This window comes from Streptomyces sp. EDA2-14, assembly GCF_054963755.1.
Genome location: NZ_JBUEGE010000012.1, coordinates 140,142 through 164,719 on the forward strand (window position 1 = coordinate 140,142; position 24,578 = coordinate 164,719).

The 24,578-nt window shown below is 69.8% G+C and carries 20 protein-coding genes, 1 tRNA gene and 1 riboswitch; of the genes, 15 read left to right on the top strand and 6 right to left on the bottom strand.

Annotation, left to right across the window (positions count from 1 at the left end; translation table 11 throughout):
• Positions 1–41 precede the first annotated feature (41 nt).
• From ACY34M_RS26275 to ACY34M_RS26320, 10 genes are all read left to right on the top strand, one after another.
• Positions 42–1,049 (top strand): nucleoside triphosphate pyrophosphohydrolase, encoded by a 1,008-nt coding sequence (locus tag ACY34M_RS26275; protein ID WP_462720981.1) that lies wholly within the window; start codon positions 42–44, stop codon positions 1,047–1,049.
• A gap of 63 nt (positions 1,050–1,112) precedes the next feature.
• On the top strand, positions 1,113–2,408 hold the full coding sequence (locus tag ACY34M_RS26280) for a cytochrome P450 family protein (RefSeq protein ID WP_462720982.1): 1,296 nt from the start codon (positions 1,113–1,115) through the stop codon (positions 2,406–2,408).
• Positions 2,409–2,888: 480 nt separating this feature from the next.
• Positions 2,889–3,896 (top strand): LysM peptidoglycan-binding domain-containing protein, encoded by a 1,008-nt coding sequence (locus ACY34M_RS26285; RefSeq protein ID WP_462720983.1) that lies wholly within the window; start codon positions 2,889–2,891, stop codon positions 3,894–3,896.
• 180 nt (positions 3,897–4,076) lie between these two features.
• Positions 4,077–4,234: riboswitch (cyclic di-AMP (ydaO/yuaA leader) on the top strand.
• A gap of 4 nt (positions 4,235–4,238) precedes the next feature.
• Positions 4,239–4,958, top strand: a complete 720-nt coding sequence (locus ACY34M_RS26290) for a transglycosylase family protein (protein WP_462720984.1) — start codon at positions 4,239–4,241, stop codon at positions 4,956–4,958.
• A 320-nt stretch (positions 4,959–5,278) separates the two neighbouring features.
• On the top strand, positions 5,279–6,559 hold the full coding sequence (gene eno, locus ACY34M_RS26295; RefSeq protein ID WP_399237548.1) for a phosphopyruvate hydratase: 1,281 nt from the start codon (positions 5,279–5,281) through the stop codon (positions 6,557–6,559).
• Positions 6,560–6,672: 113 nt separating this feature from the next.
• A complete protein-coding gene (locus ACY34M_RS26300) occupies positions 6,673–7,164 on the top strand; it encodes an FtsB family cell division protein (RefSeq protein WP_462721070.1) in 492 nt (163 codons plus the stop codon).
• Between the two features lie 26 nt (positions 7,165–7,190).
• Positions 7,191–7,724, top strand: a complete 534-nt coding sequence (locus ACY34M_RS26305; RefSeq protein ID WP_462720985.1) for a DUF501 domain-containing protein — start codon at positions 7,191–7,193, stop codon at positions 7,722–7,724.
• On the top strand, positions 7,721–8,665 hold the full coding sequence (locus ACY34M_RS26310) for a Ppx/GppA phosphatase family protein (protein ID WP_462720986.1): 945 nt from the start codon (positions 7,721–7,723) through the stop codon (positions 8,663–8,665). The genes ACY34M_RS26305 and ACY34M_RS26310 overlap by 4 nt, the downstream gene beginning before the upstream one ends.
• A 528-nt stretch (positions 8,666–9,193) precedes the next feature.
• Entirely contained in the window at positions 9,194–10,606 is a 1,413-nt protein-coding gene (locus tag ACY34M_RS26315) for an NAD(P)/FAD-dependent oxidoreductase (protein WP_462720987.1), read from the top strand.
• Positions 10,607–10,862: 256 nt separating this feature from the next.
• Positions 10,863–12,167, top strand: coding sequence for a class I SAM-dependent methyltransferase (locus ACY34M_RS26320; RefSeq protein WP_462720988.1), 1,305 nt, complete (start codon positions 10,863–10,865; stop codon positions 12,165–12,167).
• A 72-nt stretch (positions 12,168–12,239) separates the two neighbouring features.
• Here the strand turns inward: ACY34M_RS26320 and ACY34M_RS26325 are convergent, their stop codons facing one another.
• A complete protein-coding gene (locus tag ACY34M_RS26325; RefSeq protein WP_462720989.1) occupies positions 12,240–14,774 on the bottom strand; it encodes an ABC transporter permease in 2,535 nt (844 codons plus the stop codon).
• A 91-nt stretch (positions 14,775–14,865) separates the two neighbouring features.
• Positions 14,866–15,636, bottom strand: a complete 771-nt coding sequence (locus ACY34M_RS26330) for an ABC transporter ATP-binding protein (protein ID WP_462720990.1) — start codon at positions 15,634–15,636, stop codon at positions 14,866–14,868.
• Between the two features lie 382 nt (positions 15,637–16,018).
• On the opposite strand from ACY34M_RS26330, the gene ACY34M_RS26335 reads away from it, so the two are divergent.
• The 3 genes from ACY34M_RS26335 (at position 16,019) to ACY34M_RS26345 (ending at position 18,565) form a co-directional block, all read left to right on the top strand.
• Positions 16,019–16,101, top strand: a tRNA-Leu gene (locus ACY34M_RS26335).
• Positions 16,102–16,337: 236 nt separating this feature from the next.
• Complete coding sequence (locus ACY34M_RS26340) at positions 16,338–17,513, top strand: 4-hydroxybenzoate 3-monooxygenase (RefSeq protein ID WP_462720991.1); 1,176 nt, start codon at positions 16,338–16,340, stop codon at positions 17,511–17,513.
• A 146-nt stretch (positions 17,514–17,659) separates the two neighbouring features.
• The gene (locus ACY34M_RS26345; protein WP_462720992.1) at positions 17,660–18,565 is read left to right on the top strand and encodes a Bax inhibitor-1/YccA family protein; all 906 of its coding nucleotides are present in this window, start codon (positions 17,660–17,662) and stop codon (positions 18,563–18,565) included.
• A 77-nt stretch (positions 18,566–18,642) separates the two neighbouring features.
• Here ACY34M_RS26345 and ACY34M_RS26350 read toward each other — a convergent pair whose 3' ends face one another.
• Positions 18,643–18,873, bottom strand: a complete 231-nt coding sequence (locus ACY34M_RS26350) for a DUF4287 domain-containing protein (RefSeq protein WP_462720993.1) — start codon at positions 18,871–18,873, stop codon at positions 18,643–18,645.
• An 87-nt stretch (positions 18,874–18,960) separates the two neighbouring features.
• Here ACY34M_RS26350 and ACY34M_RS26355 point away from each other — a divergent pair, with 87 nt between their 5' ends.
• Positions 18,961–19,272: a hypothetical protein gene (locus ACY34M_RS26355; RefSeq protein ID WP_462720994.1), complete on the top strand. Its 312-nt coding sequence runs from the start codon at positions 18,961–18,963 to the stop codon at positions 19,270–19,272.
• 166 nt (positions 19,273–19,438) lie between these two features.
• Here the strand turns inward: ACY34M_RS26355 and ACY34M_RS26360 are convergent, their stop codons facing one another.
• The 3 genes from ACY34M_RS26360 to ACY34M_RS26370 form a co-directional block, all read right to left on the bottom strand.
• Positions 19,439–20,254 (bottom strand): hypothetical protein, encoded by an 816-nt coding sequence (locus ACY34M_RS26360; protein ID WP_462720995.1) that lies wholly within the window; start codon positions 20,252–20,254, stop codon positions 19,439–19,441.
• Positions 20,255–20,497: 243 nt separating this feature from the next.
• Positions 20,498–21,718, bottom strand: a complete 1,221-nt coding sequence (locus tag ACY34M_RS26365; RefSeq protein ID WP_462720996.1) for an acetyl-CoA C-acetyltransferase — start codon at positions 21,716–21,718, stop codon at positions 20,498–20,500.
• Between the two features lie 192 nt (positions 21,719–21,910).
• The gene (locus tag ACY34M_RS26370) at positions 21,911–22,945 is read right to left on the bottom strand and encodes an SGNH/GDSL hydrolase family protein (RefSeq protein WP_462720997.1); all 1,035 of its coding nucleotides are present in this window, start codon (positions 22,943–22,945) and stop codon (positions 21,911–21,913) included.
• 158 nt (positions 22,946–23,103) lie between these two features.
• On the opposite strand from ACY34M_RS26370, the gene ACY34M_RS26375 reads away from it, so the two are divergent.
• The gene (locus ACY34M_RS26375) at positions 23,104–24,495 is read left to right on the top strand and encodes a cystathionine beta-synthase (RefSeq protein WP_462720998.1); all 1,392 of its coding nucleotides are present in this window, start codon (positions 23,104–23,106) and stop codon (positions 24,493–24,495) included.
• The last annotated feature ends 83 nt before the right edge of the window (positions 24,496–24,578 follow it).

Below are 24,578 nucleotides of genomic sequence, written 5' to 3' on the forward strand. Positions count from 1 at the left end.
CGGGAGGCGGGGCTGTCAGTGGCGTGGGTTACGTTCGAGGGGTGAACGAACCCGAGGCGCACGAGCCCCACGCCACCGCCGACGCCGGCACCGCCGCCGGCCGCGTCGTCCTGCTCACCACCAGCCACCGGGTCGCCCCCGGCCTCCTGTCCTGGCAGGCGTGGCAGGAACTGCGCGCCGCCGACGAGGTGCTGTGCGCCGACGCCGCGCACCCGCAGCTGCCGTACCTGAAGGAGGCGGGCGTCCAGGTCACGGTCGCCTCGCCGACGGCGCGCGAGCTCGTCGACCGCTGCGCAGACGGCGGGCGCACCCTCGTCGTCATCGCCACGGCGGAGGGAGACCAGCGGCTCACGGACGGGCTGGCCCGCCTCGCCGGATCCGGGCGCGAGCAGATGCCGTCCCTGGAGCTGCTCCCCGGCTCCTACGACCTGCCGGGCGCCCGCCTCCTCGACCTCGTCCAGGTCATGGACCGCATCCGCCGCGCATGCCCCTGGTCGCGACTGCGCACCCACGAGGACCTCGCGAAGTACGCCATCGAGGAGTCGTACGAGCTGGTGGAGGCCATCGAGACGGCCGACAGGGACGAACTGCGCGAGGAGCTCGGCGACGTACTGCTCCAGGTCGTCTTCCACGCGCGCATCGCCGAGGAGGACGCCGACGAGCCGTTCTCGGTGGACGACGTCGCGGGCGGCATCGTCGAAAAGCTCATCCACCGCCACCCGCACGTCTTCGGCGACGAGACGGCCGCCACCCCGGAGGAGGTCCGCGAGATCTGGCTCCGCAAGAAGGGCGAGTCCAAGCGCCGCGACTCCGTCACCGACGGCGTCCCCCTCGGCCAGCCGGGCCTCGCCCTCGCCGCCAAGCTCGGCTCGCGGGTGCGCACGGCGGACCTCGACGTGCCGGTGCCCACGGGAGACGACATCGGCTACGAACTCCTGGCCCTCGCCCTGCGCGCGGAGACCGAGGGCGTGGACCCGGAGGCAGCACTGCGCGCGGCGGCCCGCGCCTACCGCGACGCGGTCCGCGCCGCCGAGGGGCTGGGGGAGTAGCACCGCCGCGGCGGAGCGGGAGACCGGGAAGCCCGCCCCGCCCGCTCCGGATACCGTCGGGGAGTGACCGAGAGCCCCACCCCCTCCAGCGCCCCCGAACTCTTCAGCTGGGAGTTCGCCAGCAACCCCTACCCCGCCTACGCCTGGTTGCGCGAGCACGCCCCCGTGCACCGCACCACGCTCCCCAGCGGCGTCGAGGCCTGGCTGGTCACCCGGTACGCGGACGCCCGCCAGGCGCTCGCCGACCAGCGCCTGAGCAAGAACGCGGACCACCACGACGAGCCGTCCCACGCCAAGGGCAAGACGGGCATCCCCGGCGAACGCAAGGCCGAGCTGACGACCCACCTCCTCAACATCGACCCGCCGGACCACACCCGCCTGCGCCGCCTGGTCTCCAAGGCGTTCACCCCGCGTCGCGTCGCCGAGTTCGCGCCGCGCGTCCAGCAGTTGACGGACGATCTGATCGCCGCCTTCGCGACCAAGGGCGAGGCGGACCTCATCCACGACTTCGCCTTCCCGCTCCCCATCTACGCCATCTGCGACCTGCTCGGCGTCCCCCGCGAGGACCAGGACGACTTCCGCGACTGGGCGGGCATGATGATCCGCCACGGCGGCGGTCCGCGCGGCGGCGTGGGCCGGGCGGTAAAGAGGATCCGCGCGTACCTGGTGGAACTCATCCACCGCAAGCGAGGCGACCTCACCGACGACCTGATCTCCGACTTGATCCGCGCCTCCGACCATGGCGAACACCTCACGGAGAACGAGGTGGCGGCCATGTGTTTCGTGCTCCTGTTTGCCGGGTTCGAGACCACCATCAACTTGATTGGTACAGGCACCTATTCGCTTCTTGGGAATCCGGGCCAGAGAAGCGGACTGCAGGAAGCCATTGAGCGGGAAGAGTGGGGCCTCCTCGATTCAGGCATTGAGGAGATGTTGCGTTACGACGGGCCGGTGGAAATGGCCACCTGGCGCTTTGCGACACAGCCATTGGAGATCGGCGGCCAGTTGATCTCCGTGGGCGACCCGGTTCTGGTCGTCCTTGCCGCCGCCAACCGGGACCCGGCGCGCTTCTCGGATCCGGATGCATTGGATCTCGCACGCAGAGAGAACCCACATCTGGGATTCGGCCACGGCATCCACTACTGCCTGGGCGCCCCGCTCGCACGCTTGGAGGGCCGTACAGCATTCGCGACCTTGTTCCGCCGCATTCCGGACCTGGCCCTGGCGGTGGATCCGACCGAGCTCAGGTGGCGTGGCGGCCTGATCATGCGTGGCCTCCGGAGCCTGCCGGTGGTCTTCACTCCGCAAGCCGAGTCCCAGCGGCCGTCCGGGCCCGCCGACACGGCCAGTCGAGCGTGACCACCCGGCTCGGCGCCGACAAGTCCGCACGGCTCTGGGATTTGTCCGTTGCGACTACAGGGAAAGCTCCAGTGCTCCGGCAACAGCCGAGGAGAGTCGGCGCATCAGCGTTCGACCTTGCCGCCCTTCCGGATCGTCGCCGGATTTGTGTCCGACACCGCCCCGGACACCGGCGTCGTCGCCCGGCGAACCGGGGGCGATGACGGGCGCGCCGCCTGATCGGACGCGTCACGAGGGTGGCGTGAGCAGTCAGCCCGCCACCCTCATATGTCCGGATTGCACTCGCTCCCCGTGGAGTTCACCCCCGAGCGGAAGTGACGGCTCGTCAAGACTGTGACTTTCACGTGATCTACGCTGCATCGACTTGTGACAGGCGTTCGAGTGCCGCTACGTTCACGGATCATCGCGACACATGCACAACCCGCACCACTTGCACCACCCGTCGCGCGTAGCAGCATCAGTCTCGCGAAAGGCAACCGCATGCTCTCCGGGAACGGTCGTCACCGTCGCCCCCGTCAGGCCCCTGCTCTGGTCGTCGCGGCCGGAGTCGCCGGCAGCGCCATCGCGATCCCGCTGTTCGCCGCGAGCGGCGCGAGTGCCGCGACCACGCAGGCGTGGGACAAGCTCGCCGAGTGCGAGAGCGGCGGGCAGTGGAGCCTGGACGCCGGCAACGGCTACTACGGCGGTCTCCAGTTCACGCAGGAGAGATGGGAGCAGTACGGCGGGCTCGACTACGCCCCGCGTGCCGACCAGGCCAGCCGCTCCCAGCAGATAGCCGTCGCCGAGAAGGTGCTCGACGACGAGGGTGTGAGCGCCTGGCCGATGTGCTCGCTCACCGCGGACCTCACGAAGGACGACGGCTCGGCGGACGTCGACCCGGGCGTCTCCGCGTCCCCGCAGCCCTCCGAGTCGTCCGACGCCGACGCGGACGCGAGCGCCGATACCGGCAAGGAGTCGGCCGACGGCGCCACCGGCAAGGCGGATTCCGGCGACTCCGCAGACGCGACGGACGACGAGGCCGATGCCGAGGCCTCGGACAGTCCCTCCGCGGACGCGTCGGGCGATACCTCCGGTAATAAGGCGGAGGACTCCCCGGGCGCCTCAAGTGACAAGTCCCACGCACCCTCTGACGCCGACGACGAAGAGGCCTCCGGGTCGGCCGCGCCCTCCGCCTCGCCGTCCGGTGAGACGTCCGACACGGAGTCCGACGAGGCGTCCGCCGGCCGGCACCGCGGCGACCGCGCCACCGACGACGGCTCCGACTCCCGTACGGGTGAGGGTCGTCACGCCTCCCGTGAGCAGAAGCGCGACGGCGACGCCTACACGGTGCGCGCCGGCGACAACTTGTGGGACATCGCGGAGGCCCGGGACGTGACCGGCGGCTGGGACGCGCTCTACGAGCGGAACAAGGACACGGTCGGTACCGACCCAGACCTCATCCTTCCTGGTCAGAGCCTGGACCTTGGGGATGGAACGGACAAAAAGTAGCTCGGGTTCGGGTTGGTTGAAGGGGCTTTGTCCGTTGTAGGTCGAGTGAGACATGGGTCTCAAAGCCCCTGATCAACTTTGAAATCGGGCGGATCGACTGCTTACGGTCGTCACCGCTCGCCTCAGCGGGCCCCGAAGGACGTCACGCCGAATCCTGCCAACGTCCTTACGGGAACAGTCGACGCGTAAGCGCCGTAGGCAGGAGCGGGGGACCCAGGTAAGCGCCCTTCCGGGAGACCGGACGGGCTTGGGGTGAAGCAGCGCACAAGGATGCGGCTGCCGGGCACTCACTGGCCCGAACCCGACAGCTCACCTCGCAGGCGTCGGTGAGGAGATTTCTCCATGCTGTTTTCCGGCAAGAACAAGCACCGCCGCCCGTCCAAGGCCGTCCGCGTCGCCACGCTCGGCGGTGTCGCCGCTGCCGCCGTCGCCGTGCCGCTGATGGGTGCGACCTCCGCCTCCGCCGCCACCTCGTCCGAGTGGGACCAGGTCGCGCAGTGCGAGTCCGGCGGCAACTGGTCCACCAACACCGGCAACGGTTTCTACGGTGGCCTGCAGTTCTCGTCCTCCACCTGGTCCGCCTACGGCGGCGACCAGTACGCCTCCACCGCCGACCAGGCCTCCAAGGCCCAGCAGATAGCCGTCGGCGAGAAGGTTCTCGCCTCGCAGGGCAAGGGCGCCTGGCCGAACTGCGGCACGGGCCTGTCCTCCGCCTCGTACGACGGCGGCTCGGCCGACTCGTCCTCGCAGCAGCAGGACACCCAGCAGCGCGCCGACCGCTCCGAGCAGCGCCAGCAGCCGCAGCAGCAGGAGGCCCCCAAGCAGGAGGCCCCGAAGCAGGAGGCCCCGAAGCAGGCCGCTCCGAAGCAGGACACCGTCACCACCCCGACCGGCAACAAGGTCGAGAAGGGCGACGGCGAGTACAAGGTGAAGTCCGGTGACACCCTCAGCAAGATCGCCGAGGCGCACGGCACCACCTGGCAGCAGGTGTTCGAGAAGAACAAGGACATCGTCAAGGACGCCAACCTGATCTACCCGGGTCAGCAGCTGCACCTCAGCTAAGAAGCGTTCGGTCCCTAGAAGGACCACAGGTCCGCACAGGACCACCAGGCACGGACTCGGCATCGGCGGACGCCGAGTCCCGCCGCCCCCCGTCCCCACGGGCCGCTCACTTCGGCGACCTTCGCCCCGGCACAGCCGGGACGAAGGTCGCTGTTTTTGTTCCGTTAGGAAACATTTCGCTCACGGCGTTGTCCATGAGACGGGCGTTCGGATGGCCGATGCCCGCGAGCCGGTTACGCTCAGGGGGCGGGCCCACGGATCCGACACGGATCCGAGCAGCCGCCCGCATAGCCTGCGTCACATTCCAGAAGGAGATGCTCGTGCCGTCCATCGACGTCGTCGTAGCCCGGGAAATCCTGGACTCCCGAGGCAACCCCACGGTCGAGGTCGAGGTCGGCCTCGACGACGGGAGCACCGGCCGTGCCGCCGTCCCGTCGGGTGCCTCCACCGGTGCCTTCGAGGCCATCGAACTCCGCGACGGTGACCCCAACCGTTACCAGGGCAAGGGCGTCGAGAAGGCCGTCCTCGCCGTCATCGAGCAGATCGGCCCGGAGCTGGTCGGCTACGACGCCACCGAGCAGCGCCTGATCGACCAGGCGATGTTCGACCTGGACGCGACCGACAACAAGGGCTCGCTCGGCGCCAACGCCATCCTCGGCGTCTCCCTCGCCGTCGCCCACGCCGCCTCCGAGGCCTCCGACCTGCCGCTGTTCCGCTACCTCGGTGGTCCGAACGCGCACCTGCTGCCGGTCCCGATGATGAACATCCTGAACGGTGGATCCCACGCGGACTCCAACGTCGACATCCAGGAGTTCATGATCGCCCCGATCGGCGCGGAGTCCTTCTCCGAGGCCCTGCGCTGGGGCGCCGAGGTCTACCACACGCTGAAGAAGGTCCTGAAGAGCAAGGGCCTGGCCACCGGCCTCGGCGACGAGGGCGGCTTCGCCCCGAACCTGGGCTCGAACCGTGAGGCCCTCGACCTCATCCTCGAGGCCATCAAGGAAGCCGGTTACGTTCCCGGCCAGCAGATCGCCCTCGCGCTCGACGTCGCCGCCTCCGAGTTCTACAAGGACGGCAAGTACCAGTTCGAGGGCAAGGAGCGCTCCGCCGCCGAGATGACGGAGTACTACGAGGAGCTCGTCTCCGCGTACCCGCTCGTCTCCATCGAGGACCCGCTGTACGAGGACGACTGGGCCGGCTGGAACGTCATCACCGAGAAGCTGGGCGACAAGGTCCAGCTCGTCGGCGACGACCTCTTCGTCACCAACCCGGAGCGCCTGGCCCGCGGCATCGAGGAGAACTCGGCGAACGCCCTGCTCGTGAAGGTGAACCAGATCGGTTCGCTGACCGAGACCCTGGACGCCGTCGAGCTCGCCCAGCGCAACGGCTTCAAGTGCATGATGTCGCACCGCTCGGGCGAGACCGAGGACGTGACGATCGCGGACCTCGCCGTCGCCACGAACTGCGGCCAGATCAAGACCGGCGCCCCGGCCCGCTCCGAGCGCGTCGCCAAGTACAACCAGCTGCTGCGCATCGAGGAGATCCTGGACGACGCGGCGGTCTACGCCGGTCGCTCGGCCTTCCCGCGCTTCAAGGGCTGACGGCTTGCCCTGAGGCAGTAGGCAGTTACGTACGTCCCCGCACTCGGTCCCGTACCGTGTGCGGGGACGTACGTACGTGAGCCGTGAGCGGCGACGGGGAGGCGGAGCAGGCGATGCCCGGAAAGGTCCGAGACAGGGACTCCAAAGATCGCTTCTCCACGGCCACCCGCCTGCGGATCCTGGGCGAGCAGACCGCCGAGCGCGTCTACCGCTCGCAGAGCAAGCGGCAGGCCCGCCGCTCCCGGCTCACCGGCCGCGCGGCCCTGCTCGCCCTGGTCCTGTGCACCCTCGTCGTCGCGCTCGCGTACCCGATAAGGCAGTACGTCTCCCAGCGCGGCGAGATCGAGGACCTGCAGCGCCAGCAGCAGGAGGCCAAGGAGCGGGTCGACAAGCTGCGCGACCAGAAGGCCCGCTGGCAGGACGACGCGTACGCCGAGCAGCGCATCCGCGAGCGCCTGCACATGGTGATGCCTGGCGAGACCGGGTACGTGGTGCCGAACGAGCGCACCGCCGCCGCCGAGCGCGCCGAGCAGGGCGCGGAGGACCGCCCCTGGTACTCCAACGTCTGGGACGGCGTCGACAAGGCCGACCAGGCGGACAACTGACGAAGACTGAAGGAAACACCCGAGCGATGGAAACTCCCCCGCCGCAGACCGAGCCCACCGCGCCCACGGACGCCGACATCCAGGCGTTCAAGGAGCAGCTGGGGCGCCCGCCGCGCGGCCTGCGCGCCATCGCGCACCGTTGCCCCTGCGGCAACCCGGACGTGGTCGAGACGGCCCCGCGTCTGGAGGACGGCACCCCGTTCCCGACGACGTACTACCTCACGTGCCCGCGTGCGGCGTCGGCGATCGGCACGCTCGAGGCCAACGGCGTGATGAAGGAGATGACGGAGCGCCTCAAGACGGACCCGGAGCTGGCCCGCCAGTACCGCGCGGCCCACGAGGACTACATCGCCCGTCGCGACGCCATCGAGGTCCTGGAGAACTTCCCGAGCGCCGGCGGCATGCCCGACCGGGTGAAGTGCCTGCACGTCCTGGTCGGCCACTCGCTGGCCGCGGGCCCCGGCGTGAACCCGCTGGGCGACGAGGCGATCGCGATGCTGCCGGAGTGGTGGAAGAAGGGCCCGTGCGTGTCCGCGTCCGTGGCGGAGGGGGCCGAATGACCCGCGTGGCGGCGATCGACTGCGGTACGAACTCCATCCGTCTCCTCGTCGCGGACGCGAACCCGGAGACGGGTGAACTGGTCGACCTGGACCGTCGGATGACGATCGTCCGGCTCGGGCAGGGCGTCGACAAGACGGGGCGCCTGGCGCCCGAGGCGCTGGAGCGCACCTTCGCGGCGTGCCGCGAGTACGCCGAGGTGATCAAGGAGCACGGCGCCGAGAAGCTCCGCTTCGTGGCGACGTCGGCCTCCCGGGACGCCGAGAACCGCGACGACTTCGTGCGCGGCGTCCTCGACATCCTGGGCGTGGAGCCGGAGGTCATCACGGGTGACCAGGAGGCCGAGTTCTCCTTCACGGGTGCGACGAAGGAGCTGGCGGGGCGGGCCGATCTGGACAAGCCGTTCCTGGTCGTCGACATCGGGGGCGGCTCCACGGAGTTCGTCGTCGGCGAGGACACCGTGCGGGCCGCGCGTTCCGTGGACATCGGCTGCGTGCGGATGACGGAGCGGCATCTCGTCGCCGAGGACGGCACGGTCACCGACCCGCCCACCCCGGCCCAGATCGAGGCCGTCCGCGAGGACGTCGACGCGGCCCTGGACCTGGCCGCGCAGACGGTGCCGCTGGCCTCGGCCCGCACGCTGGTGGGCCTGGCCGGCTCGGTCACCACGGTGTCCGCGCTCGCCCTCGGCCTGACCGAGTACGACTCGGCGGCGATCCACCACTCCCGGATCCCCTACGACAAGGTCGCCGAACTGACGGACTGGCTCCTGACGTCGACGCACGACCAGCGTGCCCTGAAGCCGGTCATCCACCCCGGCCGGGTGGACGTCATCGCGTCGGGCGCGCTGGTGCTCCGCTTGATCATGGACCGGATCGAGGCGCAGGAGGTCATCGTGAGCGAACACGACATCCTGGACGGCATCGCCTGGTCCATCGCCTGACCACCCCCGCCAGACGGCGGCCCCGCCGCCCCCGGGCCCGGCCCCTCGCCGGGGGGGCGACGGGCCAGTCGGTGGCGCCTCGGCGCCCTCTCCGACAGCCCCGAAACAGCCCCGAAATGCTCTCCTCTGAGCGCGCCGTATGGCGTCTGAGCACCCTTTTGGGGCCCTTGGAGGGTGCGGCGCGACAGGCTGTCGGGAAAGTTCGTGAAGTTCTTCACAAGGAAATCGGCCCACTTGGAGGCTGTTACGCGGTCGCGAGGCCGTTCGTGGGGGGTTGGAGCGTGTGGTGGGGCTCACTCCGGAGATTGCCGGGGTGTTGCGGGGCGGTTGCGGACGGAAGTGGTTCAGTGCCGTCAAAACGTCGCCGTGGCTGCTCAGAGAGGGTGGGCAACGTCTGGGGTGGTGCCGTGGTTCCCCTACCGCTTCATGACATGGGTCACGTGGGCGGCGCAGTGTAGCAGAGGCCCCCAACAAGCTTGTGAAGGGGCGCACGAGCGACCCCCGCCAGTCGGGTGGATACTCGATGGCATGAGCACCACGGAGCGTCCCAGGATCCTCATTGTCGGGGGTGGGTACGTAGGCCTGTACGCGGCGCGGCGCATTCTCAAGAAGATGCGCTACGGCGAAGCGACCGTCACGGTCGTGGACCCGCGCTCGTACATGACGTACCAGCCCTTCCTCCCCGAGACCGCCGCCGGCAGCATCTCGCCGCGCAACGTCGTCGTCCCCATGCGACGCGCTGTGCCGGGCGCCGAGATTCTCACCGGCCGCGTCACCTCCATCGACCAGGACCGCAAGGTCGCCTCCGTCGCGCCGATCGTCGGCGAGGCGTACGAGGTTCCCTTCGACTACCTGGTGATCGCGCTCGGCGCGGTCTCCCGCACCTTCCCGACGCCGGGCCTCGCCGAGGCCGGTATCGGTATGAAGGGTGTCGAGGAGGCCGTCGGCCTGCGCAACCACGTGCTTGAGCAGCTCGACAAGGCCGAGTCGACCACGGACGAGGAGATCCGCCGCAAGGCGCTCACCTTCGTCTTCGTCGGCGGCGGCTTCGCGGGTGCCGAGACCATCGGTGAGGTCGAGGACCTGGCGCGCGACGCGGCCAAGTTCTACAAGAACGTGAAGCGCGAGGACATGCGCTTCGTGCTGGTCGACGCCGCCGACAAGGTGCTGCCCGAGGTCGGTCCCGACCTGGGTCTGTACGGCAAGAAGCACCTGGAGTCCCGCGGTATCGAGGTCTACCTCGGCACCACGATGCCGTCCTGCGTCGACGGCCACGTCGTCCTCAGCAACGGCCTCGAGGTCGACTCCAACACCATCGTGTGGACCGCCGGCGTCAAGCCGAACCCGGCCCTGTCCCGCTTCGGTCTGCCGCTCGGCCCGCGCGGTCACGTCGACGTCGGCGCCGACCTCCAGGTCGCCGGTACGGACTACATCTGGGCCGCGGGCGACAACGCCCAGGTCCCGGACCTGGTCGGCCGCGCCAACGGCAACCCGAACGCCTGGTGCCCGCCGAACGCCCAGCACGCCATGCGCCAGGCCAAGGTCCTCGGCGACAACGTGGTGTCGGGCATGCGGGGCTTCCCGCAGGGCGACTACAAGCACGCCAACAAGGGTGCGGTGGCCGGTCTCGGCCTGCACAAGGGCGTCGCGATGATCGTCATGGGCAAGATGAAGATCAAGCTCAAGGGCCGTCTCGCCTGGTACATGCACCGCGGCTACCACGGTCTGGCCATGCCGACCTGGAACCGCAAGGTCCGTGTGATCGCCGAGTGGACGATCAACATGTTCCAGAAGCGCGACATCACCGCGCTCGGTGCCCTGGAGACTCCGCGCGAGGAGTTCTACGAGGCCGCCAAGCCGGCACCGAAGCCCGCGGCGGAGGCGCCGAAGGCGGAGGAGAAGAAGGACGAGAAGGTCGAGGAGAAGGCCAAGGCCTCCTGACCTGCGCATAGTTCCATCCCCGAAGGGGTCGCCCGCCATCCGTGGTGCGGGCGGCCCCTTCGGTGTTTCCGCGCCCCTCCGCGGCGTTCCCGCCCGGGCCCCGCGCGCCGCCTCCCGCCGATATACATGGTGGCTACAGGTATTTTGCCTTTCCGTGACTCGGTAACGGGACTGCGCAGGCGCCCTGTCGGTGTTTACGTGGTGTTGAACCGTTCCGGGATTTCCGAGAATTCGTCTCGTCACGGAGGTGTCCGCCATGCAGAACGCCGCACAGCGGCTGAAGAATCTCGCCGAGCAGTTGTTCGGCGTCGAACTCCCGGTGCGCCTGCGCGCCTGGGACGGCTCGGAGGCCGGCCCTCCGGACGCCCCCGTGCTCATCGTCCGCCACCGCCGCGCCCTGCGCCGGCTGCTCTGGAAACCGGGCGAGCTGGGCCTCGCCAGGGCCTGGGTCGCCGGTGACCTGGACGTCGAGGGCGACCTGTACGCGGCGCTCGACCGGATGGCCGGCCTCATATGGGAGCGCGACCCCGACGAGGAGTCCAAGAGCCTCGCACAGGCCCTGAAGGACCCCAAGGTGCGCTCCGCCGCCAAGGAGCTGGTGAAGCTCGCGGGACCCGCGCTGCCGCCCGCCCCGCCCCCCGAGGAAATGCGCAGGGGTGGCCGTCTCCACCTGCACACCAAGGGCAGCGACAAGCAGGCCATCAGCCACCACTACGACGTCGGCAACGACTTCTACGAGCTGGTCCTCGGCCCGTCGATGGTCTACTCGTGCGCCTACTGGGAGTCTCCGGAGGCGGGCCTCGAATCGGCCCAGCGCGACAAGCTGGAGCTGATCTCCCGGAAGCTGGAGCTGAAGCCCGGCATGCGGCTGCTCGACGTGGGCTGCGGCTGGGGCTCCATGGCCATCCACGCCGCCCGTGAGCACGGCGTGAGCGTCGTCGGCGTCACGCTCTCCCAGGAGCAGGCCGCGTACGCCAGGAAGCGGGTCGCCGACGAAGGTCTGACCGACCGCGTCGAGATCCGCGTACAGGACTACCGCGACGTGCGCGACGGCCCGTACGACGCCATCTCGTCCATCGGCATGGCCGAACACGTCGGCGCCGAAAGGTACTTGGAGTACGCATCCGACGTCTACGCCCTCCTCAAGCCCGGCGGGCGGCTGCTCAACCACCAGATCGCGCGGCGGCCGCAGAAGGACGAGGAGGCCTACGAGGTCGACGAGTTCATCGACGCGTACGTGTTCCCCGACGGGGAGCTCGCGCCCGTCGGCCGCACCACGGATCTGCTGGAGCGGGCCGGGTTCGAGGTGCGCGACCTGGAGGCGATCCGTGAGCACTACGCCCTCACGCTGCGCCAGTGGGTCAGGAACCTGGAGGAGCGCTGGCCGGAGGCCCTGAGGCTGGTCAGCCCCGGCCGGGCCCGCATCTGGCGGCTCTACATGGCCGCGTCCGCGCTCAGCTTCGAGCGCAACCACATCGGGGTCAACCAGATCCTCGCGGTGAAGACCCCGGAGAGCGGGGCCTCGGGGATGCCGCTGCGGGCGCGGACCTGGAACGACTAGTCGCCCGCCCGTGCACGCAGTGGGGCGCATCCGCAGCCGCGGATGCGCCCCATCGTCGTAGGTCCCCTGTCGTTACTCGGACTTGATCGCCGCGAGCATGTTCAGCCGGGCCGCGCGGCGGGCCGGCCACAGGGCCGCCAGGATGCCGACGACCGCGGCGAGCGCGAGGAAGATCCCCATCCGGCCCCAGGGCAGGATCAGCTCGTACGTCGACATGGAGTCGCCGATGAGCTGACCGGCCGCCCAGCCGAAGAACACGCCGAGTCCGATGCCGAGCACGCCGCCGAACAGGGAGATCACCAGGGACTCCAGGCGGACCATCCGCTTGATGCCCTTGCGGTCGACGCCGATCGCGCGGAGCATGCCGATCTCCTGCTGGCGCTCGAAGACCGACATCGCCAGGGTGTTGATGACACCGAGCACGGCGACGATGACCGCCATGGCGAGCAGGCCGTAGAGCATGTTCAGCATCAGCGTGAACATCTGGGCGATCTCGTTGGAGATGTCCTGGCGGTCCTGGATCTTGACCGCCGGGTTCTCGCCGAGGGCCTTGGTGAGCTTGTCCTTGGTGGCGTCGGAGGCGCCGCCGTCCATCTTCACCATGACCTTCATGTCGGTCACGTTCTTGGTGTGCGGGTCGAGGGTGGGGGAGTCGACCATGATGCCGTTCATCATGTCGTTGGACTCGTAGACGCCCGCGACGGTCAGCCGCTGCTTCTTGTCGTCCTCGTAGGTGGTGGTGAAGTGTGAACCGGCCGTCCAGTCGTGGGCCTTCGCGGTCTTGTCGTCGACGACGACGTTCGTGCCGCCGACCTTGAAATCGCCGCTCTTCATGGTGAGGTCGGAGAGCTTGCCGATCGTCCTGCCGTTGACGCCGGTCAGGTTCTCGTAGTCGCCGCCGACCATCGAAGGCGCGTTGGACATCCCGCTGACGGCGGTGACGCCCGAGGTCTTGTCGAGGGTGCCGCGGACGTCGGAGGAGAGCCCGCTCCCGTTCGCCATGGAGACGACGTAGTCGGCCTTGATCGAGTCGGCCGCCATCTTGTTGATCGCCGACTGGACGCTGCCCGCGATGACGGTCATGCCGGTGATCAGCGTGAGGCCGATCATCAGGGCCGACGCGGTGGCCGCGGTGCGGCGCGGGTTGCGCACCGAGTTGAGGCGGGCCAGCTTTCCGGAGATGCCGAAGGCGCGCAGGACCGCCGCGAGGGCGATCAGCGGGCGGGACAGCAGGGGCGTCAGGATGAAGACGCCGATGACGAGGAGCGCGGCGCCGAGGCCCATCGGGGCCTGTCCGGCATCGCCGCTCATCGTGGTCGCGGCGAGCACGGCGGCGATGCCGGCGGCCGAGACGAGCGAGCCGAGCGTGTTGCGCAGGATCAGGGACTTGGCCGTCGGGGCGGCGTGCACCGCGTTCATCGCGGCGACCGGCGGGATCTTCGCGGCCCGGCGGCCCGGCAGCCAGGCGGCCAGCATCGTGATGAGGACACCGACGACCAGTGCGGAGACGATCGTGCTGCCGGAGACGACGAGCGGTCCGTCCGGGAATTGCGCGCCCGTCGCGCCGATCAGGGCGCGCATGCCCGCGCCGATCCCGATGCCGACGGCCAGACCGGCGACGGCGGCGACGGCGCCCACGACGAACGCTTCGAGCAGCACCGAGCGGGTGACCTGGCGGCGCGTGGCGCCGACGGCGCGCATCAGGGCCAGTTCCTTGGTGCGCTGGGCGACCAGCATGGTGAAGGTGTTCGCGATGATGAAGATGCCGACGAAGAGCGCGATGCCGGCGAAGCCGAGGAGCAGCTTCTGCATGGAGCTCATCGACTCGGAGATCATCTTGGCCTGCTCGTCGGCGAGCTGCTGACCCGTCTTCATCTCGACGGTGTCCTTGGCGAACGCCTTGTCGAGCCCGGCCCGCAGCTGGTCCTGGCTGGTCCCCGCGGCGGCCCGCACGTCGATCTCGTCGTACGCGCCCGGCTTGTGGAAGAGCGCCTGCGCGCTCGCCGTGTCGAAGAGGGCGAGGGAGCCACCGGCCGAGACGTTCCCGTCGTCGGTGGTGAAGATCCCGGTGACGGTCGGGGTCAGGACCGGCCCGTCGATGGACATGCGCACCTGGTCGCCGACCTTGTAGCCGGCGCGCTTGGCGGTTTCCGCGTCGAGGGCGACCTGGTTCTTGCCGTGCGGGGCCGTGCCGTCCTTGAGGGGATAGCGCGAGTCCGGGTTCTGCGCGGTGCCCGCGTAGTTGCCGCCCTTGGTCGAGAAGCCGTCGCCGACGGCCTTGCCGTTCTGGTCGGCGATGGCGGCGTATCCGCTGAGCACGCCGTACGCGGAGGCCGCGCCCGGCACGCTCCGTGCCTTGTCCAGGGTGGACTCGGTCAGCTTGGCCTCCTCGCCGACCTTGTCGCGCCCGCCGTCGATGTAGCCGGGTGTGAGAGCCACGTCGACGTGGTCGTAGCCCTTGGACGAGGACTTCTCCAGGGCGGAGGAGATGGTGTTGGTGAAGACGAGGGTGCCGCTGACGAAGGCGACGCCGAGCATGACGGCGAGCACGGTCATCAGGAGGCGGGCCTTGTGCGCGAGTACGTTGCGCAGAGCTGTTCGGAACATGGTCAGTCCTGGGTGAGAGCGGTCATGTCGAGCCCCTGTGGCGATGGGGCACAGGGGTCCGGGGCCGGAGCCCCGCGAGCGGGGAGGACGCTCAGCTCGTCCGCCCCTTCGCGTCGAACCGCTTCATCCGGTCGAGGACCGAGTCGGCCGTCGGGTCGCGCAGTTCGTCGACGATGCGGCCGTCGGCCAGGAAGATCACGCGGTCGGCGTACGCGGCGGCGACCGGGTCGTGGGTGACCATGACGACGGTCTGCCCCAGCTCGCGCACGGAGTTGCGCAGGAAGCCCAGGACCTCCGCGCCGGAGCGCGAGTCGAGGTTTCCGGTGGGCTCGTCACCGAAGATGATCTCGGGCTTGGAGGCGAGCGCGCGGGCCACCGCCACGCGCTGCTGCTGTCCGCCGGAGAGCTGCGCGGGCCGGTGCCCGAGCCGCCCGGAGAGGCCCACCATGTGGATCACGTTCTCCAGCCACTGCTTGTCGGCCTTGCGGCCCGCGATGTCCATGGGGAGCGTGATGTTCTCCAGGGCGGTCAGCGTCGGCAGCAGGTTGAACGCCTGGAAGATGAAGCCGATCTTGTCCCGGCGGAGCTTGGTGAGCTGCTTGTCCTTCAGGGAGCCCAGTTCGGTGTCGCCGATCCGCACGGAGCCGGAGGAGAACGTGTCGAGTCCGGCGACGCAGTGCATCAGCGTCGACTTGCCGGAGCCGGACGGGCCCATGATCGCGGTGAACTCGGCCTGCCGGAATTCGACGGAGACCTGGTCGAGCGCGACCACCCGGGTCTCGCCCTGTCCGTAGATCTTGGACAGATCCGTGGCGCGGGCGGCGGCCGTGGTGGTGCGGCCCACGAGCGGGGTGGTGGTCACGGGAGGGGCTCCTGTCGGTCGGTGTGCTGCTTTCGGGGACCTTTCCATCGTGGCGGCGGATCGGGCCGGAAAGGTCAGCCGCAGCTCTCGTTCCGATGGGCGACCTCGGAGGGACCGGGGACAGCGGGTGTCATACCTGGGGATGACCCCGGCCCCTGAGAGGTGTGGGGCCGCGGTGCGCGGTCCGGGCAGGTGAAATTCCGTCAATCCGTGGGAGGCCTCCCCCGGAGGCGGCAGGGCCCCCGGCAGGCGCTGATGGGCTCGGACGTGTGCTGATGCACCCTCAGGCGTCAATAAAATAAGACAACGTGGGGTCGTACTTCCGCTGATCGGGGGACACCGACGGATAGGCTCGGAACGTCGACGCGGAGCCCCACAGCCTGCCCGGATGGTGGAATGCAGACACGGCGAGCTTAAACCTCGCTGCCCTTAGCGGGCGTACCGGTTCAAGTCCGGTTCCGGGCACCTCCGAACCTTCCCCTCCGCTTCGCGTCACGGCCTCCGACTCCTTCCTTCTGCAGGTGAGTTGGCGCCGTACGAGCCGACGTCCGCGCATCCGCCCCGGCTCCTCCATGTCCCGAAACCATTGACACGCGTCCTGCGTGGGGCGAGGATCCGCAACAGAACTTGATGAACGAAAGTTCACCAGGCGAACACGGCACCACAGGCGAACGAACGCAATGAAGCGAGAGGGATCCCGTATGCGCACCACCGTCGGCATCATCGGAGCGGGCCCCGCCGGGCTGCTCCTGGCCAGGCTCCTGCACAACGCCGGCATCGAATCGGTCGTCCTGGAGGGCCGCGACCGCGCCTACGTGGAGCAGCGCCAGCGCGCCGGGATCCTGGAGCAGGGCACCGTCGACGTGCTGCGCGAGGCCGGGGTCGGCGCCCGCATGGACCGCGAGGGCCTGCCGCACGACGGCATCGAGCTGCGCTTCGACCGGCGCCGCCACCGCGTCGACTTCCCGGCCCTGACCGGCGGAAAGCGCGTGATGGTGTACGCACAGACCGAGGTCTGCAAGGACCTCATCGCGGCCCAACTGGCGGACGGCGGGCCCCTGTTGTTCGAGGCTGAGGCGCTGGCGGTCGAGGACGCCGACACCGCGGGCCCCCGGATCCGCTTCCGGCACGAGGGCCGCGAGCAGACCCTGGAGTGCGACTACGTGGTCGGCTGCGACGGCTTCTGGGGCGTGGCCCGCAAGGCGGTCCCCGAGGAGCTCGTGCGGACGTACGAGCGGAACTACCCGTACGCCTGGCTCGGCATCCTCGCCGACGTGGCGCCCTCCCACGACGAGCTGATCTACAACCGCAGCGACCGCGGCTTCGCCCTGATGTCCATGCGCTCACCGCACGTCACGCGCGCGTACCTCCAGGTACCGGCCGGGACCGACGCCGAGTCCTGGTCCGACGACGAGATCTGGGCCGAGCTCGACCGCCGCCTGGAGGTCGACGACCCGCGGTGGCGCCTGGAGCGCGGCCCCATCACCTCGAAGTCCGTCACCCCCATGCGCTCCTACGTCCACGAGCCCATGCGGCACGGCCGGCTCTTCCTCGCCGGGGACGCGGCCCACATCGTCCCGCCGACCGGCGCCAAGGGCCTCAACCTCGCCGTCGGCGACGTCGTCACCTTCGCGCGCGCCCTCGTCGCCCACGTGGAGAAGGGCGACGCCGGGCTGCTCGACGCGTACTCGGAGACCTGCCTGCGGCGCGTCTGGCAGGCCGAGCGGTTCAGCTACGCGATGACGACCATGCTGCACCGCGCCCCCGGGGCCACCGCCTTCGACGACAAGATCCAGCTGGCCCAGCTGGACCGCGTGACCACGTCGAAGGCGGCCGAGACCGACCTCGCGGAGGCGTACACGGGGTTTCCCGTCTGAGGTGTCCGAATGACGGAACACAGAGCGTGCACGAGACGTTCCTCGTAACAGGATGGGAAAGATCCTCCCTGAGCACTAGGGTCGGATCTTTGCCAGACCATTACTCTTGATGGCAAGGCCATACAGGGTGGCCATGGAGGAGTGAAATGAGGAGCAGCAACCCGGTCTTCTCGCGACGGGGGTTCAGCCGCGACAACGGCTACGCGCAGTTCAACGCGAACGCGCAGGCGCCGCAGGCCGGGGGCCCCGCTGTCGGCACGGCGCACGGGAACCCGTACGGCCAGGCCCCCGCCGACAACCCGTACGCGCAGAACCCCTACGCGCAGCAGGACGTCCAGTACGGGGCTCCGCAGGCGCCCGCAAGCACCGGCCGCATGACGATCGACGACGTCGTCACGCGGACCGCCACGACTCTCGGTCTGCTGATCGTCACCGCGGCGCTCGCCTGGGCGTTCCTGCCGGTCGACGAGGCCAACATGGGCAAGTCGTACGGCATCGCCATCGGCTGTGCCCTCGTCGCGATGGTCCTCGGCTTCGTCCAGGCCTTCAAGCGCAAGGCGTCCCCGCCGCTCATCCTGGCGTACGCCGCTCTCGAGGGTGTCTTCCTCGGAGTGCTGTCGAACATCGTCGACACGTTCATCGCCCCCGGTGCGGCCATGCAGGCCGTGCTCGGCACGATGGCCGTCTTCACCGCGGTCCTCGTGGCGTACAAGGCGGGCTGGATCCGCGTCAACCGCCGGTTCTACGGCTTCGTGATGGCCGCGGCGCTCGGCTTCGTCCTGCTGATGGGCGTCAACCTGCTGTTCGCCGTCTTCGGCGGCGGTGACGGCCTCGGATTCCGCAGCGGCTGGCTCGGCGTCGTCTTCGGCATCGCCGGCATCCTGCTCGGCGCCTGCTTCCTGGCCCTCGACTTCAAGCAGGTCGAGGACGGGGTCGCCTACGGCGCCCCGAAGAACGAGGCGTGGCTCGCCGCGTTCGGTCTGACCATGACGCTGGTCTGGATCTACCTGGAGTTCCTGCGGCTCATCGCGATCCTGCAGGGCAACGACTAGGCGTAGCGCCCGACCGTCAGGGGCCCGCGCACCTTCCGGTGCGCGGGCCCTTTGCCGTTGCCGGGGGAGCTGCGGCGCTAACCGAAGCGCCGTGCGGCGCGCCTCAGGTCGTACTCGTGGATGATCGCTTTCGCGTGGCCGTACGCCAGGTCGTGCTCGCCGCGCAGCCAACTGACCTTCTCTTCGAAGCGAAGGAAACAGGGGCCTTCTTCGACGGTGCGCATCCAGTCGGAAAGATCACGACCAGTGCAGTGGGGGATGCGAGCCAGCAGATTGCGGTGGGTCTCCTGGGAGAAGACTTGGGACATCGGCGCCTCCGGAACGCTTCGATGTGGCCGGTCCTTCACGCCACCGTGCCTGAGCGTTGGGGCCTTGTAAACAGCTACAGTCGGCGCGTGCTTGATACGACGCCTTTGACCGCAGCAGTGGATCAGTTCGCCGATCGGCTCAGGGCCGCGCCGCAGAGCAGACTGCAGCGGGGCGCCGCCGCGGAGGCGCTGGCGCTGGCCAGGGAACTTTCGGCGCGGGCCCAGAAGTTGGATGCCCCCGGCGCGGCCGTGCGGGAGATGCCGGATGCGGGGATGTTCGCCGCGGCCGATCAAGTGACGGTCGCGGGTCGCGACTTGGCGGTTTCCCTCCGGGAGGCCGGGGGGCTCGCGGAAGCCGTGGAGCTGGTCGAGCTGGCGATGAAGCGAGCCGGGGTCTAGCCCTCGGGGCTCCGCCCCGGACCCCGCGCCTCAATCGCCGGCGGGGCTGGAATTGCGCACCCTCGCGCCCGGAATGGCTCAAGCGCCGCGGGGCTTGGTTTTTCAAGCCCCTGCGGCGCTTGAGCAGCGGGGTCCGGGGCGGAGCCCCGAGGGGTGCAACGCCGGTTCAGGCTGAGGCTATGACCCGGTCGGCCAATATGTAGACGTTGTCCTTGGCGCACTCGAAGGTCAGGGCGTACGCGCCGGAGACACCCGAGCCACCGAGAAGCACCGGCGTCTCGCCCTCGCGCAGCGCGGAGGCCAGCTGCTCGGCGGTCTCCCGGTGACCGGGGGTCATGCACAGCGTCGTCCCGTCGACGAACACGTACACGTCGAGCGTGCCGAGCGGGCCGGGGCGGACGTCGGCCAGGGCGGTGCGGGTCTGCGCCAGCTCCTCCAGGCACTGCACCGTGCGCTCGTGGTCGCCCACGACGGGCGACTGGACCGGGACGAAGTCCGGGTGCGAGGGGTGCCGGCGGCGGGCGGCGGCCAGCTCGGGCGACTCCTCGACGACCTCTTCGAGGGCGGTGCCCGCGAACTCGTCCTCCGGCTCCAGGGCCGGCTCCCCGAAGGACTCGAGGCCCGCGAGGTCCGCCTGGCGCGGCAGGAACATGTCGTCGCCGAGGGCGCCGCCGGTCAGGAACGGCGGCAGCTCCGAGCTGTCGCGCGCCTCCTGGGCGGCCCAGAACGCCCGCGCCTCCGCCAGCTCCCGCTCCCGCTCCTCGGCGAGGGCGTCGGCGACGGCGTTGCGGATCGCCTCGGCGTCCGGCGTGGTGCGTGCGGCGGGTACGGCGGGCAGCGCCTCGAAGGCGCGCCCCCTGCTCAGCTCCTCCCGCAGCTCCGACACCTGTCGACGCAGTCCCCTGACGTGCTGCAGGGTGACGGCCCCGACGGCCGTGGCAGCGGCCGTAGCGAGCACAAGGACACTGATGGCTGCGGGCATGGCGCTCACTGACGTACTCCCGGTTTCAAGTCGACCCCCGACTTCCTACATCAGCTTGAAGCCTGGACGAACCAGCTGTCAGTGCATTACGTCACGAAACGGACAGGTCTTTTGGCGGGTGTTTAGCCCCGGTATGGGGTGGGAACGGGGTTGACCTGCGAAAATGAATCTCCCCCGAGATGCACGTCACATCCTGGGGGAGATTGGATCACGAACGGGTAGACCGTACCGGTCCGGCCGGGGTCAGCTCAGGCGCTCGATGACCATCGCCATGCCCTGTCCACCGCCCACACACATGGTCTCCAGACCGAACTGCTTGTCGTGGAACTGGAGCGAGTTGATCAGCGTGCCGGTGATCCGGGCGCCGGTCATGCCGAAGGGGTGGCCGACGGCGATGGCGCCGCCGTTCACGTTCAGCTTGTCCTCGTCGATGCCCAGGTCACGGGCGGACGGGATGACCTGCGCGGCGAAGGCCTCGTTGATCTCGAACAGGTCGATGTCGTCGACGCCCAGGCCCGCGCGCTTCAGCGCCTGCTTGCTGGCCTCGACCGGGCCGAGGCCCATGATCTCGGGGGAGAGGCCCGAGACGCCGGTGGAGACGACGCGGGCGAGCGGGGTCAGGCCCAGCTCGCGCGCCTTGGTGTCCGACATGACCACGAGGGCGGCGGCGCCGTCGTTCAGCGGGCAGCAGTTGGCGGCCGTGACGAGGCCGTCGGGGCGGAAGACGGGCTTGAGGCCCGAGACGCCCTCCAGCGTGACGCCGGCGCGCGGGCCGTCGTCCTTCGACACGACCGTGCCGTCGGGGGTCGTGACGGGCGTGATCTCGCGCTCCCAGAAGCCGTTCTTGATGGCTTCCTCGGCGCGGTTCTGCGAGCGGACGCCGAAGGCGTCCATGTCCTCGCGGGTGATGCCCTTCAGACGGGCCAGGTTCTCGGCGGTCTGCCCCATCGCGATGTACGCGTCCGGGACCAGGCCGTCCTCGCGCGGGTCGTGCCACGTGGTGTTCTCCTGCGTGGCGACCTCGGCGGTGCGGGCCTCGGCCTCGGCGAAGAACGGGTTGTGGGTGTCCGGGAGGGAGTCCGAGTTCCCCTTCGCGAAACGGGACACCATCTCGACACCGGCCGAGATGAAGACGTCGCCCTCGCCGGCCTTGATGGCGTGCAGCGCCATGCGGGTCGTCTGCAGGGAGGACGAGCAGTAGCGGGTGACGGTGCAGCCCGGCAGGTGGTCCATGCCCATCTGCACGGACACGATGCGGCCCAGGTTGTTGCCCTGCTCGCCGCCGGGGAGGCCGCAGCCGAGCATCAGGTCGTCGATCTCGCGCGGGTCGAGCTCGGGGACCTTGGCGAGGGCGGCCTGGATGATCGTGGCGGTCAGGTCGTCCGGGCGCAGGTCCTTCAGTGAGCCCTTGAAGGCGCGGCCGATGGGGGAGCGGGCGGCTGAGACGATCACTGCTTCGGGCATCACGGCTCCAGAGGGTTCGTTGCGGCTGACCGTGAGGGAAGTTACCTGTACGTACCGCTCAGGTCACCGGGGTCGGGGTGTGACCCCTGCCGCACTTTACTAAGCGCTTGCTCAGGGCGCCGCCGGTTTGCGGGTTTCTGTTTGCGGCCACCCGGCGTTGCGGCCTCGGGGCTCTGCCCCGGACCCCGCGCCTCAATCGCCGGCGGGGCTCGAATGGGCCGGTACCGGGTCCTCCGTCGTGACGCGCCTGCGGCGGCGGCGCTTCAGCAGGGCCCAGGGGCCCCGGGGGCCGGTCGGCATGGCGGCCGTGACCTCCGTGCCGCCCTCCTGCGCGGCCTGTGCCGCCGCGCGGGCGACCGGGAGGAAGCCCTCGGCGCGGGAGACGTCCGGGCGCTCCTCCTCCGGCCACAGGCCGAGCGAGGCGCAGAGGGTCGGGAGGACGGCCATGGCCGCCGTCGCGTAACCCTCCACGGAGGGGTGGTAGTTGTCGGGGCCGAAGAGTTCGCGGGGGTTCGCCGAGAACTCGGGGCCCAGCAGATCGCCCAGCGACACCGTGCGCCCGCCCTGCTCCACCGTGCCGATGGTCTGTGCCGCCGCGAGCTGCCGCGAGGCACGCCGGGCCAGCCACCGCAGCGGCTGCTGGACCGGTTCCACCGAGCCCAGGTCCGGGCAGGTGCCGACGACCACCTCGGCCCCGGCCGTGCGCAGGCGGCGGACGGCCGCCGAGAGGTGTCGTACGGACTTCGTCGCCGGGATGCGGTGCGTGACGTCGTTCGCGCCGATCATGATCACGCAGACGTCGGGCTGCCAGTCCGGATCGGCGAGACCGAGCGGCACCTGGCGGTCCAGGTCGTCGGACTGCGCGCCCGGCAGCGCCACATTGCGCAGCTCCACCCGCCGCTCCGCCACCGCCGCGAGCCCCGACGCCAGCAGCGCGCCCGGCGTCTGCCCCGCCCGGTGCACGCCCTGCCCCGCGGCCGTGGAGTCGCCGAGCATGAGAAAGCGCAACGGTTCGCCGTCGCGGGGGCCGTACATCCGCCGGCCGTACACCCCGTCCGCGGCCGGCACGTGCACCGGCTCCGGTCCGTGGTTGCCGACCTGGCGCCTGGCGATCTGCACCTCGGCGAGTACGACGCCGACCGTGGCCGCGCCAAGCAGCCCGATCCCGCCGCCGCCGTACGCGGCGCCCGCCGCGATCCGCCGTGCCACCCTCGCCCTGCTCGACATGTTCCGCGGCCACCTGCCTCTGCGAGTCCTATACGGCTACATGGTCTCCTTGCCCCGTAATCCCCGTCGGTCAATCGCAACGCCGGATGAAGGAACACGGTCCGCCGTGCGCGCCTTACCCTGGCGGCACCATTACGGAGGAGAACCCGGAGACCACGGTGCGCATCCACGAATCGATGATCGACCTCGTCGGCAACACCCCGCTGGTGAGGCTCAACAAGGTGACCGAAGGGCTGAGGGCGACCGTCCTGGCCAAGGTCGAGTACTTCAATCCCGGCGGCAGCGTGAAGGACCGCATCGCGCTGCGCATGATCGAGGCGGCCGAGAAGAGCGGGGAGCTGCAGCCGGGCGGCACCATCGTCGAGCCGACCAGTGGCAACACTGGTGTCGGGCTTGCCATGGTGGCCCAGCAGAAGGGCTACAAATGCATCTTCGTCTGCCCGGACAAGGTCTCCACGGACAAGATCAATGTGCTGCGCGCGTACGGCGCGGAGGTCGTGGTCTGCCCCACGGCGGTGGACCCCGACCACCCGGACTCGTACTACAACGTCTCGGACCGCCTCGTCCGTGAGACGCCCGGCGCCTGGAAGCCGGACCAGTACAGCAATCCGCACAACCCCGAGTCGCACTATCACTCCACCGGCCCCGAGTTGTGGGAGCAGACGGACGGGCGGATCACCCACTTCGTCGCGGGCGTCGGCACCGGCGGCACCATTTCCGGGACCGGCCGCTATCTGAAGGACGCGAGCGACGGGCGGGTCAAGGTCGTCGGCGCCGACCCCGAGGGCTCGGTGTACTCCGGTGGGTCGGGGCGGCCGTATCTCGTCGAGGGCGTCGGCGAGGACTTCTGGCCGACGGCCTACGACCGGGAGATCGCCGACGAGATCGTCGCGGTGTCCGACAAGGACTCCTTCCAGATGACGCGGCGCCTCGCCAAGGAGGAGGGGCTGCTCGTGGGCGGCTCCTGCGGCATGGCGGTCGTGGCGGCGCTGCGGGTCGCGGAGCGGCTCGGGCCCGACGACATCGTGGTCGTCCTGCTGCCGGACAGCGGGCGCGGCTACCTCTCGAAGATCTTCAACGACGACTGGATGGCGGACTACGGCTTCCTGGAGGACTCAGGACCCAGCGCCCGCGTCGGCGACGTGCTGAAGGACAAGGAGGGCGGCGCGCTGCCCTCGCTCGTCCACATGCACCCGGACGAGACGGTCGGTCAGGCCATCGAGGTGCTGCGCGAGTACGGGGTCTCGCAGATGCCGATCGTGAAGCCGGGGGCGGGCCACCCGGACGTGATGGCAGCCGAGGTCATCGGGTCCGTGGTGGAGCGGGAGCTGCTCGACGCGCTGTTCGCCCAAAGGGCCTCCCTGCACGATCCGTTGGAGAAGCACATGTCGTCGCCGCTGCCGCAGGTCGGCTCCGGGGAGCCGGTGGGGGACCTGATGACCGTGCTCGGTGCGGCCGACGCGGCGATCGTGCTGGTCGAGGGCAGGCCGACGGGTGTGGTGAGCCGTCAGGACCTGTTGTCGTTCCTCGCCAGGGGCGGCGCGAAGTAGATCACTTCCCGGGTTCGGGAAATCGGTACGAGCGCGTCACGTGCGCGCAGCACCGGCTTAACACGGGTCCGGCAGATTGGAGG

Excerpts from the sequence above, each read along its gene's own strand:
- ACY34M_RS26285 (WP_462720983.1), top strand. The coding sequence starts at position 2,889 with ATGCTCTCCGGGAACGGTCGTCACCGTCGCCCCCGTCAGGCCCCTGCT.
- ACY34M_RS26290 (WP_462720984.1), top strand. The coding sequence starts at position 4,239 with ATGCTGTTTTCCGGCAAGAACAAGCACCGCCGCCCGTCCAAGGCCGTC.
- ACY34M_RS26300 (WP_462721070.1), top strand. The coding sequence starts at position 6,673 with ATGCCCGGAAAGGTCCGAGACAGGGACTCCAAAGATCGCTTCTCCACG.
- ACY34M_RS26305 (WP_462720985.1), top strand. The coding sequence starts at position 7,191 with ATGGAAACTCCCCCGCCGCAGACCGAGCCCACCGCGCCCACGGACGCC.
- ACY34M_RS26310 (WP_462720986.1), top strand. The coding sequence starts at position 7,721 with ATGACCCGCGTGGCGGCGATCGACTGCGGTACGAACTCCATCCGTCTC.
- ACY34M_RS26315 (WP_462720987.1), top strand. The coding sequence starts at position 9,194 with ATGAGCACCACGGAGCGTCCCAGGATCCTCATTGTCGGGGGTGGGTAC.
- ACY34M_RS26320 (WP_462720988.1), top strand. The coding sequence starts at position 10,863 with ATGCAGAACGCCGCACAGCGGCTGAAGAATCTCGCCGAGCAGTTGTTC.
- ACY34M_RS26325 (WP_462720989.1), bottom strand. The coding sequence starts at position 14,774 with ATGTTCCGAACAGCTCTGCGCAACGTACTCGCGCACAAGGCCCGCCTC.
- ACY34M_RS26340 (WP_462720991.1), top strand. The coding sequence starts at position 16,338 with ATGCGCACCACCGTCGGCATCATCGGAGCGGGCCCCGCCGGGCTGCTC.
- ACY34M_RS26345 (WP_462720992.1), top strand. The coding sequence starts at position 17,660 with ATGAGGAGCAGCAACCCGGTCTTCTCGCGACGGGGGTTCAGCCGCGAC.
- ACY34M_RS26350 (WP_462720993.1), bottom strand. The coding sequence starts at position 18,873 with ATGTCCCAAGTCTTCTCCCAGGAGACCCACCGCAATCTGCTGGCTCGC.
- ACY34M_RS26360 (WP_462720995.1), bottom strand. The coding sequence starts at position 20,254 with ATGCCCGCAGCCATCAGTGTCCTTGTGCTCGCTACGGCCGCTGCCACG.
- ACY34M_RS26365 (WP_462720996.1), bottom strand. The coding sequence starts at position 21,718 with ATGCCCGAAGCAGTGATCGTCTCAGCCGCCCGCTCCCCCATCGGCCGC.
- ACY34M_RS26370 (WP_462720997.1), bottom strand. The coding sequence starts at position 22,945 with ATGTCGAGCAGGGCGAGGGTGGCACGGCGGATCGCGGCGGGCGCCGCG.